Origin of the sequence: Rahnella rivi, from assembly GCF_019049655.1 — a bacterium.
In the GTDB taxonomy this organism is placed as follows: Bacteria; Pseudomonadota; Gammaproteobacteria; order Enterobacterales; family Enterobacteriaceae; genus Rahnella; species Rahnella rivi.
Map to the genome: position 1 here is coordinate 1 of NZ_JAFMOX010000064.1, position 12,724 is coordinate 12,724.

At 53.7% G+C, this 12,724-nt stretch carries 12 protein-coding genes; 1 reads left to right on the top strand and 11 read right to left on the bottom strand.

Features of this window, described 5'->3' with window-relative positions; all coding sequences use genetic code 11:
- Positions 1–33: 33 nt before the first annotated feature.
- The 10 genes from deoB to J1779_RS17855 form a co-directional block, all read right to left on the bottom strand.
- Positions 34–1,257, bottom strand: coding sequence for a phosphopentomutase (gene deoB / locus J1779_RS17810; RefSeq protein WP_056776667.1), 1,224 nt, complete (start codon positions 1,255–1,257; stop codon positions 34–36).
- 88 nt (positions 1,258–1,345) lie between these two features.
- On the bottom strand, positions 1,346–2,734 hold the full coding sequence (gene deoA / locus J1779_RS17815; protein WP_200930297.1) for a thymidine phosphorylase: 1,389 nt from the start codon (positions 2,732–2,734) through the stop codon (positions 1,346–1,348).
- Positions 2,735–2,780: 46 nt separating this feature from the next.
- A complete protein-coding gene (gene deoC / locus J1779_RS17820; RefSeq protein WP_056776662.1) occupies positions 2,781–3,560 on the bottom strand; it encodes a deoxyribose-phosphate aldolase in 780 nt (259 codons plus the stop codon).
- Between the two features lie 545 nt (positions 3,561–4,105).
- Positions 4,106–4,891: a TatD family hydrolase gene (locus J1779_RS17825; RefSeq protein ID WP_217204431.1), complete on the bottom strand. Its 786-nt coding sequence runs from the start codon at positions 4,889–4,891 to the stop codon at positions 4,106–4,108.
- The gene (locus tag J1779_RS17830; RefSeq protein WP_238485212.1) at positions 4,888–6,099 is read right to left on the bottom strand and encodes a patatin-like phospholipase family protein; all 1,212 of its coding nucleotides are present in this window, start codon (positions 6,097–6,099) and stop codon (positions 4,888–4,890) included. Before J1779_RS17830 ends, J1779_RS17825 begins: the two co-directional genes overlap by 4 nt.
- 270 nt (positions 6,100–6,369) lie before the next feature.
- Complete coding sequence (locus J1779_RS17835; RefSeq protein WP_013577105.1) at positions 6,370–6,531, bottom strand: DUF1328 domain-containing protein; 162 nt, start codon at positions 6,529–6,531, stop codon at positions 6,370–6,372.
- Positions 6,532–6,877: 346 nt separating this feature from the next.
- Positions 6,878–7,468, bottom strand: a complete 591-nt coding sequence (gene osmY / locus J1779_RS17840) for a molecular chaperone OsmY (protein WP_056776654.1) — start codon at positions 7,466–7,468, stop codon at positions 6,878–6,880.
- Between the two features lie 432 nt (positions 7,469–7,900).
- Positions 7,901–9,490, bottom strand: a complete 1,590-nt coding sequence (prfC, locus tag J1779_RS17845) for a peptide chain release factor 3 (RefSeq protein ID WP_056776651.1) — start codon at positions 9,488–9,490, stop codon at positions 7,901–7,903.
- Between the two features lie 146 nt (positions 9,491–9,636).
- Positions 9,637–10,080 carry a ribosomal protein S18-alanine N-acetyltransferase gene (gene rimI / locus J1779_RS17850; RefSeq protein WP_122094260.1) on the bottom strand — a complete coding sequence of 148 codons (444 nt, stop codon included), beginning with the start codon at positions 10,078–10,080 and terminating at the stop codon, positions 9,637–9,639.
- Positions 10,049–10,462, bottom strand: a complete 414-nt coding sequence (locus tag J1779_RS17855) for a DNA polymerase III subunit psi (RefSeq protein ID WP_056776646.1) — start codon at positions 10,460–10,462, stop codon at positions 10,049–10,051. The genes rimI and J1779_RS17855 overlap by 32 nt, the downstream gene beginning before the upstream one ends.
- 139 nt (positions 10,463–10,601) lie before the next feature.
- Between J1779_RS17855 and rsmC the strand changes: the two genes are divergently transcribed.
- Positions 10,602–11,648, top strand: coding sequence for a 16S rRNA (guanine(1207)-N(2))-methyltransferase RsmC (gene rsmC, locus J1779_RS17860; RefSeq protein WP_056776643.1), 1,047 nt, complete (start codon positions 10,602–10,604; stop codon positions 11,646–11,648).
- 4 nt (positions 11,649–11,652) lie between these two features.
- Here the strand turns inward: rsmC and J1779_RS17865 are convergent, their stop codons facing one another.
- On the bottom strand, positions 11,653–12,645 hold the full coding sequence (locus J1779_RS17865) for an aldo/keto reductase (RefSeq protein WP_217204432.1): 993 nt from the start codon (positions 12,643–12,645) through the stop codon (positions 11,653–11,655).
- Positions 12,646–12,724 lie beyond the last annotated feature (79 nt).

Below are 12,724 nucleotides of genomic sequence, written 5' to 3' on the forward strand. Positions count from 1 at the left end.
GCCGGCATCAGTGCCGGCCGCGTCTGCAAAGTCTTACAGCATGGATTTGCCGTAGTCCATCGGTGACAGATCGAAGTATTTCGCGACCGTCTGACCGATATCCGCGAAGGTTTCACGGTGGCCTAATGAGCCCGGTTTCACTTTCGGGCCGTAGATTAACACCGGAATGTGCTCACGGGTATGATCCGTACCGCGCCAGGTTGGGTCACAACCGTGGTCAGCGGTGAAGATGATGATGTCATCTTCTTTCACCAGTTCCAGCAATTCCGGCATACGGCGGTCGAACAGTTCCAGTGCGGCGGCGTAGCCCGGCACATCACGACGGTGGCCGTAAGAGGAGTCGAAATCCACAAAGTTAGTGAAGACGATGGTTTTGTCGCCCGCTTCTTTCATCTCTTTGATGGTGGCATCAAACAGAGCGTCCAGACCGGTGGCTTTCACTTTTTTGGTGATACCGACCTGCGCATAGATATCGGCGATTTTACCGACAGACACCACATGGCCGTCTTTCTCATCAACCAGTTTTTTCAGAATGGTCGGTGCCGGTGGCTCAACCGCCAGATCGTGACGGTTACCGGTACGCTCAAAGTTACCGGCTTTGTCGCCAATGAACGGACGGGCGATCACGCGGCCAATGTTGTAACCGCCTTCCGTCAGCTCTTCACGGGCGATTTCGCACAGTTCGTACAGACGATCCAGCCCGAAAGTTTCTTCGTGGCAGGCGATCTGGAATACGGAGTCGGCGGAGGTGTAGAAAATCGGCTTGCCGGTTTTCATGTGCTCTTCACCTAAATCATCCAGCACAACGGTACCGGAGGAGTGGCAGTTACCGAGATAGCCCGGCAGATTGCCACGCTCAACCAGTTTATCCAGCAGTTCCTGCGGGAAGCTGTTGGTGGTGTCGCTGAAATAGCCCCATTCAAACAACACAGGCACACCGGCGATTTCCCAGTGGCCTGACGGGGTGTCTTTACCGGAAGACAGTTCGCTGGCGTAGGCATACGCACCGGTGATTTCGGAATCACCGTCCATGCCGTCAGGAATTTTACCGGTAGATTCTTCAGCCGCTTTCGCCAGCCCCAGACGGGTCAGGTTTGGCAGATGCAGCGGCCCTTTGCGACCCTTGTCCGCTTCACCACGCGCACAGGCAGCCGCGATATGGCCCAGCGTGTCAGAGCCTGTATCGCCAAAGCGTTCGGCATCTTCACTGGCACCGATACCGAATGAGTCTAACACCATGATAAATGTACGTTTCATTTTGCTCTCCTGCGAATGGTTACGCATTGGGTCACGCGGAACTGCCGCGTACCTGATCAGTCTTAAATGGGGGCGATGTGGCCTGAAATCAAGCGTTGCCGCCGATCCGGCGATACACCACCGGCGTAATTTCCGGCGCGCTGTCGCTCAGAACAATGGCGGCACGCACTTCTGCGGCAGCCTGCTGCCAGGCAGCTTCGCTGTTGGCGTGGATCATCGCCAGTGGCTGGCGGGTATCCACCTGCTGGCCGAGCTGCGCCATATTCGTCAGGCCTACGCTGTAATCGATAGGGTCGCTGGCACGGCGACGACCGCCACCCAGTGACACCACGGCCATGCCCAGCGCACGGGTATCCATCGCGCTGACAATCCCGTTGCCCTCGGCGTAAACCGGTTTGCTCAGCGTTGCCTGCGGCAGATAGCGATCGTAATTTTCAATAAAGTCAGCCGGTCCTTTTTGCGCCGCAATCATGCGACCAAAAATCTCTGCCGCTTTGCCGTTATCCAGTACGGCCTGCAGTTGGCTGCGGGCATCGGCGTCATCTTTTGCCAGACCGCCGGACAGCAACATTTCCACACACAGCGCCATAGTCACTTCAAGCAGACGCGGATTGCGGTATTCGCCGGTCAGGAAGCGCACGGCTTCGCGCACTTCAACAGCGTTACCGGCACTGGAGGCCAGCACCTGGTTCATGTCCGTCAGCAACGCGGTGGTTTTGCAGCCTGCGCCGTTCGCCACATCGGCAATCGACTGAGCCAAGTCTTCGGACAGCTGATAGGTCGGCATAAATGCGCCTGAACCCACTTTGACGTCCATGACCAGCGCGTCCAGACCTTCAGCCAGTTTTTTGGCGAGGATTGACGCGGTGATAAGCGGTATGGAATCAACGGTCGCGGTGATATCGCGGGTGGCATAGAAGCGTTTATCCGCCGGGGCCAGCGAGCTGGTCTGGCCGATGATCGCTACGCCAACGTCCTGAATAATGCTGCGAAAACGGCTGTCGTCCGGGAAAATATCAAACCCCGGAATGGCTTCGAGTTTATCGAGCGTGCCGCCGGTATGACCGAGGCCACGGCCTGAAATCATTGGAACATAACCTCCGCACGCCGCCACCATCGGGCCGAGCATCAGGGATGTCACGTCACCCACGCCACCGGTGGAATGTTTATCCACGATCGGGCCGTTCAGGTTCAGGCTTTTCCAGTTAAGTACGGTACCGGAATCACGCATCGCCATGGTCAGCGACACGCGCTCATTCATGGTCATGTCGTTGAAATAAATAGTCATTGCCAGTGCGGCGATCTGACCTTCTGAAACCTGACTGTCGCGAATACCGTTCACAAAGAAACGAATTTCTTCGTCACTTAAAGGATGGCCATCACGTTTTTTACGAATAATTTCTTGTGCGAGAAACAAGGTATCCCCCTGCCTGAGCTGAACGCCAGAATCTGGACGCTGATTGTGCGGGCGCTGCATGGCAACGCCCCGACAGATGCGCACCGCCTGGGCGGTGCCCCGGTGATCAATAGCTGCTGGTGGCTTTCTGACCGGCGTGACCCAGAGTGGTCAGCAGGCTTGCCAGCAGGCTGGATGCACCGAAACGGAAATGACGTGAGTCAGCCCATTCGCGGCCCAGCAGGCGATCGGCCAGCGCCAGATACTGTGCGGCATCTTCAGCGGTTTTAACGCCACCGGCAGGTTTGAAACCGACGTCTTTGCCGACGCCCATTTCAGCGATCACAGTCATCATCAGCTCTGCGCTGTGCAGCGTGGCGTTTTCCGGCACTTTACCGGTAGAAGTTTTGATGAAATCAGCACCCGCTTTGATAGCGATTTCAGACGCTTTACGGATCAGCGCGTCTTGTTTCAGTTCACCGGTTTCGATGATCACTTTCAGCAGGACGTTGGCAGCGGCACAGGCTTCTTTGCACTGTTTCACCATTTCAAAACCAACCTGCTCATTACCGGCCATCAGCGCGCGGTACGGGAAGACCACGTCAACTTCATCTGCGCCGTAAGCGATAGCGGCACGGGTTTCAGCCAGCGCAATCTCAAGATCGTCGTTCCCGTGCGGGAAGTTGGTTACGGTTGCGATACGGATGTCCGGCGTACCTTGCTCGCGCAGGGTTTTACGGGCAATCGGGATAAAACGAGGGTAAATGCACACAGCAGCGGTGTTACCTGCCGGGCTTTTTGCCTGATGACAAAGCGCGATCACTTTTGCATCGGTGTCGTCTTCGTTCAGGGTGGTTAAATCCATCAGGTTCAGCGCACGTTGTGCTGCGGCGGTTAAATCGGTCATATAACTCTCCAACAATTTTCAATTCCAGCGACCAGCCAGAACTGAGCATACAGTCATGAATTCCTTTCGGCAGGTAACGCCGCAGAAGAATTCTGCACGGTTGGCGAGCGGACTTGGTTCCTTGAAGATAGCGTGCGTAAGCGCTGTATCTGGCTTACGTGGCAACTGAGATCCTTCTCACCGCGCTTGGATTGGCAGACGCCAATTCGTTGTGACTATTTGAACACGTCACATCAGGTTCCTGTGTGCAGTATTTCACACAAAATGAAAACCGTTTGCAACGTTGCTTGGTGAAATGAGATCTGAATCACATTTACCCGGCGTTATGCTCAGTATTCGGCCCATATAAGAGTGTATACCCGATTCATGACAAACGGAGTTCGGGCAGACACGCGGGGATCACCGACCGGTAATCTTGCCGATGATGTTATAATAATAACATTTAAAGAGGAAACAAAACTTACAAAACATCACGATCGGCATGTTAATGGGGAATTTGACGAGAAATTAATGTTATTTAAATCACAAAATGATGAATGTGAACATCAATAAGAAGGAAGATTAAACACCCGGCGGGTATTCGCAAGCAGCGCGGCGGCGATATCTTCGGGGCGTTCGGGGCGTAACTCACACAGCACATCAAACACTGAGGCGGCGCGTTCCGGGCGATTTGGCTGGCCCTGAAAACCCTGCAACGGCATATCCGGCGCATCCGTTTCCAGCAACAATGAGGAAAGTGGTAACTGCGCCATCACCTGACGGGTTTTCTGCGCACGCGCATAGCTGATGGTGCCGCCGACGCCAATGGCGAAACCCAGTCTGATAAACGCCTGCGCCTGAGAAAGACTGCCTGCAAAACCATGTACCACACCGGTCGCAGGAAGTTTTGCCTGCCGCAACATGGCCGCCAGCTGATCGTGACTGCGCCGTGAATGCAGGATCACCGGCAGCGTCTCACGCTTTGCCAGGGCGAACTGCGCCTTCAGCAAACGCTGTTGTTGCTCAAACATTGGCGTTTCCATAAACAGATCCAACCCGATTTCCCCGACGGCCACCACACGCGGATCGCGCTGGCTGAGCAGGGTATCCAGCAACGCCAGATCGTCGTCTGTATGCTGCGCGATATACAGAGGATGCAGACCGAGCGCGGCATAAAGCTGAGGGAATTTTTTTGCCAGCGAGAGAATACCGTCGAAACGATCGGCAGTAACGGCGGGCACGATGATGTCCCGCACGCCACTCTGTTGTGCCAGATGCAGGCTTTCAGCCTCAGCACCGGTAAACGGCGGGAAATCGAAATGGCAGTGCGTATCTACGAAGTGAACACTCACAGCTTGTCGCCTTCACTGGCAGGATAAATGTCCGCTGACCGCATCTCAGACGGGACGCTTTGCGGGCGGATTTCTGCCGGCGTACTGTCCTGAAAAGCCGCCGGACGCACGACGCCGCCATCGGCCACCATATCGGTGAGCACAGCGGGATCGAGCACAATTTGTTCGACCGTGCTGACGGCCGCCGCCAGCGGTGTCACGTTTTCTGGCTCATTCTCCGGCACCACCACGCGCTGAGGCCGTGTCGCCCGCGGGATAATCTGCGGATAAGGCCGCTCATTTTCACGCGGCAACAGCCAGTGTGCGGCTGCCGACAGGAAATACCGGCCACAGCGGCGCCCGAGATGATAATCCTGATTGAGAGCAGGTAAACGGCTGCCGAGCGCGTGGCTGGCCAGCGGTTTCGGCGGGAAGATTTCGAAAATCCGCACGTCGCCCGGTGGGTTTTCAATGAACTGCTGAATACGATGATAGCTGTTTTCGTGATGCTGCATCATGCGCACCAGTTGTTGCAGGCTGCTTTCGCTCAGCCATTGCTCCATACGCTTCATCCATTGCGGCGTGTAGAACATCGCCGAAGGCACCGTGCGGATCACCACGATGGTATCTGCCCCGCGACGGTAAGCTTCTTCCACCGGAATAGCGTCGCTGATGCCGCCGTCCTGATAGCTGATGCCGTCCAGATCCACGCCCATACGATAAAAGCCGGGTATGGCGCTGGAGGCTTTGATCACCGGCAACCAGTTCTCACGCGTCGGTGAAAAATAGCTGGCCGTGTAATCGTCGCTGCGGCAGGCGCACATCAGAAATTCGCGGCCATCGATCAGCAGCTTTTCCGCGCTTTCCATCGCCAGCGGCATGTTTTTTGCGGTTTCATCGACCAGCCAGTCGAGATCGATAAGATGCCCGCCGCGCACAAAGCGCAGCGGATTGAAGAAGTCAGGGCTGGTGGTGTAGCGGGTAATGACTCTTCTGGCGTAACCCGGTTGTCCGCACACGAAGGCGGAAAGGTTTTGCGCGCCGGCAGAGGTTCCGAGGTACAAATCGAAGGGATTGAAATTCGCCCGCTGAAATTCATCCAGCACACCGGCGGTAAAAATGCCTCTCTGCCCTCCCCCCTCGCACACCAGGGCAATCTTGCCCGGCCGGTAGGGTTTATATGCCAGCGGTTCTATATTCCCCAGCGTGACAGGTATTCTGTATCCCAACGCATTATCCTCACACAATTAGCCTTTACGGGCAGGCTTCATTTCTGAGCATACCTCGTCTTATCAGTTTCGGTGAGTTTCTTACCAGGATGTGAGGATAAAATCGTTACTTACTGTTAACGGATCACATAAATGAGAAGGGTCATAACATAAAAAACATCGCCCCCTTTTCTGAAAACACTGCGGTCAGGCAATGTGTTCAGATAAGAGGGCGATGCGGTGTCTTACGAGGGACTTCTGTTAACGTTATGATTTCATAACGTTATATTGTCAGAGTCGTTTACGACCGGTAAACAAGCTGACCAGGAACAGAATGATACCCACTACGAATACGATTTTTGCAGCCCAGGCAGCTGTACCAGCCAAACCACCAAAACCCAGTGCTGCTGCGATCAACGCGATGATCAGAAAAATAATGCCCCAACGAAACATAAGCTTCTCCTTACCCTATATATTCACTTTGCCAGTTTAAAAAGGTGACACTCCTACTTCCGGTCTGAAGTCTCGGTGTAACATTTGTCTTGGTGACACTTTATTAGCCGGCAAATACCGGAGATAAAAATCATCACTTACCTAATAAAGATAGTCGGAAAAATGGAAGTGTTAGCAAAAACTAACGCTTATTTTTCAAATAAATGTTCACATCGCTATTGCGTAAGCCTTCAGTGCCGGACAATGGGCAGGAGGTACGGTATATCATTATATGTTATTCAAATCCGGCGCCCTGCCCGTGAGCGGACGCCGTTTACTGCTTCATACGACACACGTTTCGCGAAAATTATGGTGCAACTTTCAGGTCGTTTTTAACGCTTTTCACGCCATCAACGGTTTTCGCAACGCTTTCAGCACGGTCAGACTGTGCCTGGTCTTTTACTGAACCGGAAAGCTGAACAACGCCTTCGGTGGTTTCTACTTTGACGTTACGTGAAGGAACGATGTCGTCTGCCAGCAGTTTGGCTTTTACAGAAGCCGTGGTAGCAGAGTCACCGGCGTAACCTTTCACGCTTTGTTCGCTTTTGTCTTTAGTGTGCAATTTGTCGCTGACAGATTTCACGCCTTCAACTTTGGTGGCGGCGGCAACAGCTTGTTCAGCTTCTGACTGGGAAGCCACAAAGCCGCTCAGCGTAACCACACCAGAATTGGTGGTAACAGAGATGTCGGTGCTTTTGATGGCTTTATCATCCACCAGTGCACTTTTCACTTTTGCTGTGATGGCGCTATCGCCCATGTAGTTATCAACTTTTTTCATGGAGCTATCGATTTTTGCACCTGCGCTATCAGTGGTGCTTGCAGCCAGTGCGCTACCGCTCATCAGTGCGGTACCCAGAACAACGGCCATCATTGAATAGGCAAATTTAGAATTTTTCATCGATTTATTCCTTTCAGTTTATGAGCCCTAAGCCTGGACCCGGTACGCCACATTTTTGGTGACGCCTTCTAACAAATTGTATTGCTGCTGTATTTACTTCCTTTGTAGCAGAGTACGTCGTTTTATTCGGGCTTTTCATCGCCTTTCGATATAACACTCTGCTTCGTCACTTTTAAGCAGTGCTTTACGCCACTGTTTCGTGAACACACATTTAATATAGTCAAGAATGTCCAAAAGAGTAGAGCGATCGCCAATTACGGGGCCGAATGCAGACAAGTCTTAAGATTTCGAAGAAATTATGGGCGAATTCAGGGTGGGAAGATGAAAAAATACACAAACGGGAATGAAAGGAAATGTGACGCTCAGCCAAAAAAGGGCAAAAAAAAGACGGCGCAATGGCCGTCTTCAGGTTGTAAACCACGCAATCAGGAATTAATGCTCGCGGGTTTTGCGGAATTTCACTTCAGGATATCGCTCAGAAGCCAGATTCAGGTTGACCATAGTAGGCGCAATATAAGCTAAGTTATCACCGCCATCGAGCGCCAGGTTGGTTTCGTTCTTACGCTTGAATTCTTCGAATTTCTTCACGTCGTCACATTCGACCCAGCGGGCGGTGCTCACGTTGACCGATTCATAAATCGCTTCCACGTTGTATTCGCTTTTCAGGCGCGCCACGACCACTTCAAACTGCAGAACACCTACCGCACCGACGATCAAATCGTTATTGGCAATAGGGCGGAACACCTGAACAGCGCCTTCTTCTGACAGCTGAACCAGCCCTTTAAGCAACTGTTTCTGTTTCAGCGGATCACGCAGGCGGATACGGCGGAACATTTCAGGGGCAAAGTTAGGGATGCCGGTGAACTTCATGTTCTCACCCTGAGTAAAGGTGTCGCCTATCTGAATGGTGCCGTGGTTGTGCAGACCGATGATGTCACCCGGGTAGGCCTCTTCCACATGCGAACGGTCACCGGCCATGAAGGTCAGCGCATCGGAGATCACCACGTCTTTGCCAGTACGCACCTGACGCAGTTTCATGCCTTTTTCGTACCGCCCGGAAACCACACGCATAAACGCCACGCGGTCGCGGTGTTTAGGATCCATATTGGCCTGAATTTTAAACACGAAACCGGTGAATTTTTCATCGTCGGCTTTCACTTCACGCACGTCGGTATTACGTGGCATTGGCGCAGGCGCCCAGTCCACCAGACCGTCAAGCATGTGGTCAACGCCGAAGTTACCCAGCGCGGTACCGAAGAATACCGGCGTCAGTTCACCGGTCAGAAACGCTTCGTGATCGAATTCATGCGATGCGCCCTGCACCAGCTCCAGCTCTTCACGCAATTGCTTCGCCAGTTCTTCACCGACGGCGGCGTCCAGCTCAGGGTTATTCAACCCTTTGACCGTGCGGACTTCCTGAATGGTGTGACCTTTACCGGTCTGGTACAGATAGACTTCATCTTTGTAGAGGTGGTAAACGCCCTTGAACAATTTACCGCAGCCAATCGGCCAGGTAATCGGTGAACAGGCGATTTTCAGCTCACGTTCCACTTCGTCCATGACTTCCATCGGATCACGGATATCACGGTCAAGTTTGTTCATGAAGGTCAGGATCGGCGTATCACGCAGACGGGTAACTTCCATCAGCTTACGGGTACGATCCTCGACGCCTTTTGCGGCGTCGATCACCATCAGACAGCAGTCGACGGCGGTCAGGGTACGGTAAGTATCTTCGGAGAAGTCTTCGTGCCCCGGGGTGTCGAGCAGGTTAACCAGGCACTCTTTATACGGAAACTGCATCACGGACGTGGTGATGGAGATACCACGTTGTTTTTCCATTTCCATCCAGTCGGATTTGGCGTGATTGTTCGAGCCACGGCCTTTTACCGTACCTGCTGTCTGAATCGCGTTTCCGAATAACAGAACTTTTTCAGTAATGGTGGTTTTACCGGCATCGGGGTGAGAGATGATGGCAAATGTGCGGCGCTTAGCCACTTCAAGGGCGTATTCACTTGGAGACATGTTTTTCACGTTTCTGCGGTTGGTCCGCCCTGCATAGGATTTCACATCACGTCAGAAGGAGACGTCAGGCAAAGCGGTAATAAAAGTTATAGCCGGCTATTTTCACTGATTTAGCCGGGATGGGCAATCAATGGTTTTTTTGTGCTCTATCCCAGCGGCAGCGCCATCATAATGGCATCTTCACGCCCCTGGGCGGCAGGATAGTAGTTGCGGCGAATAGAGAGTTCGTTAAAGCCGAGGCTTTCGTACAGCGCAATAGCTTTGGCGTTAGAAGCACGCACTTCCAGCCAGAGGGTGAAAACGTCTTTCTGCTCAAGCTGTTGTATGACCTCTTCCAGCAACGTGCGGCCTAAGCCCTGGCGCTGGAAGGCCGGATCGATGGCGATGTTGAACAGCGTCGCTTCGTCGAGGACGATTTGAGTGATGGCGAAACCGGCCATCACTTCACCCTGCATGATTTTAAGGTTCAGATAGCGCTCGCCCTGATTGCTGGCAAGCGTATTTTCAGTCCACGGAAAAGCATGGCTGGCCTGTTCAATCTGGAATGCGCGGGGAAGATCAGCGGGCGTCAGGATAGAAATCGGGTTCATTTTCACAAATCTGCTGCCACAGCGCGCGTTTGGCGCCGGCATCTTGATAAAGCTCGGCCAGAGCCGGGCTGGATAACTGCGTACCGGTGAGCGGCAGAGGTTCGTTTACCCCCAGTCGCCAGACGTTGCAGCGGGTATCTTCAGGTAACATCGTCACCTGTTCCGGCGTCAGGCGGTAAACCTGCTGTCCGGTCAGCGCCAGGCTGCGCAGGACATCGCACACCAGCGGATCATCTTCAGCCGGCGGAACGTCTGCGACAATCAGTAATTGGGTGTCTGCAGGCAGGCTGACGGCGACTTCGCCCTGTAAAACCGCAGGCCGACGCAGCGTCCACTGGGTGATGCCCAGTTGTTGTAACAACGTATCTCTTCTGGATGCCATGCCTGATCCCTGCCCGTTGAAGTGCGAAAAGCCCGGCTATGCTAGCAAACACACGGAACATGCGCCAATAAAGCTCGATTACTCAATCAGGGACGAAGAGTATATAATCGCGGGCCAAACCCTGAGGAGCCTTATCCTGATGTCTGCATTAACTCCGGCCAGTGAAGTCATACTGCGCCATAGCGAAGAATTTGAAGGCCGCCGCGTCCTGTTCGCCGGCGACTTACAAGACAGCCTGCCTGCTGAAATTGACGCCGAAGAAGTCCGCGTCCACACCAATATGTATCACCACGGGCAGATGCTTAGCAAAGCGCTGGGCGACAACGTACAGTTCGGTTTACTCGCCGACGCAGATCTTATCGCCCCTTGCGATGTGCTGATTTATTACTGGCCTAAGAGCAAACTCGAAGCCAAATTCCAGCTGTTTAATCTGCTGTCGCAGATGCCGGTTGGCATCGACGTGTTTGTCATCGGCGAAAACCGCAGCGGCGTGCGCAGCGCGGAAACCACGCTGGAAGGCCTGTGTGAACTGAGCAAAATCGACAGCGCCCGCCGCTGTGGTTTGTATCATGGCCGTCTGGAAAAACAGCCTGAATTTGATGCTGACGGCTGGTGGGATGAATACATGGTCGAAGAAGTGACCATCAAAACCCTGCCGGGCGTATTCAGCCGTGAAGGTCTGGACAGCGGAAGCCTGCTGTTGATCAACACGTTTGAAGAGCCGGTGAAAGGCAAAGTTCTGGATATCGCCTGCGGTTCAGGCGTTCTGGCCTCTGTTCTGGCGACTTACTCGCCGAAGATGAAAATCACGCTCAGCGATGTGAGCGCAGCCGCTATCGAAGCCAGCCGCGCCACGCTTGCCGCCAACGGACTGGACGGCGAAGTGATTGCCAGCAACGTCTATTCAGACATTGATGGCCGTTTCGATATGATCATTTCCAATCCGCCGTTCCATGAAGGGCTGCAAACCAGCCTGCATGCGTCTGAGCAGCTGATCCGTGGCGCAATCAGCCATCTGAATATCGGCGGCGAACTGCGCATTGTGGCTAACGCCTTCCTGCCTTATGCCGCGCTGCTTGATGATGCTTTCGGCAGCCATGAAGTGCTGGCCCAAAACGGCCGCTTCAAAGTGTATAAAGCCGTTCGTGGCCGTGCGCCGCGCGATTCGAAAAAGAAAAGACGTTAATCAGTCAGACACTGAGGATGCGCATCATTTCTGCGTTGTAGCGTTCGCCTGCTGCGGCGCGGAAAGGAAATACTGCTTCGATCGCCGCGATTTCGGCTTCACTCAGGGAGACATCAAGCGCGGCGATGTTTTCCTCAAGATAATGACGATGTTTGGTGCCAGGGATCGGCACCATGTTGTCACCACGCGACAATACCCAGGCCAGCGCCAGCTGCGACGGTTTTACCCCTTTTTCCTGCGCCAGCTCAGCAATTCTCTCCGCCAGTTGCAGATTCTTCGCGAAGTTCTCCCCCTGAAAACGCGGGCTGTCGCGACGGTAATCGTCTGCATCCAGATCGTCAATCGAACGGATTTGACCGGTCAGAAAACCTCGCCCCAGCGGGCTGTACGGCACAAATCCAATACCCAGCCGTTCACACGCCGGTAAAATATCTGCCTCCACATCCCGCGACCACAGCGAATACTCCGTTTGCAGCGCCGTGATCGGATGAACGCTGTGCGCCCGTTCCAGAATGCTCACCGACACTTCGCTCAGGCCGATATAACGGATCTTGCCCTCACGCACCAGATCCGCCAGCGCACCGATCGTCTCTTCTACCGGCACGCCAGGATCGGGGCGGTGCTGATAATAGAGATCGATAACGTCGGTTCCCAGACGTTTCAGGCTGCCTTCCACGGATTGACGCACGTAGTCGGGATGGCCGTTTGTACCGCGCGCCTGCGGATTGGAAGCATCACGCACGATGCCGAATTTGGTGGCCAGAAAGACGTTCTCGCGACGGCCTTTCAGAAAGCGGCCGAGCAACTCCTCGTTGGTATGCGGCCCGTACATATCGGCGGTATCTAACAGGGTCACGCCAAGTTCGAGCGCCCGTTCAAGCGTTGCCAGCGACGCTTTTTCGTCCTGACCGGTGGTGTAAAAATCGCTCATACCCATGCAACCTAAACCGAGCGCGGAGACCAGCGGGCCATTTTTTCCAAGCTGACGTTGTTTCATCTGACTTTCCTTTTGATATGAATGGGGGAGTGACGAAATGAAGTGTGGTTGTTGTGGCGGAAAAGATAAATCCGCGTAA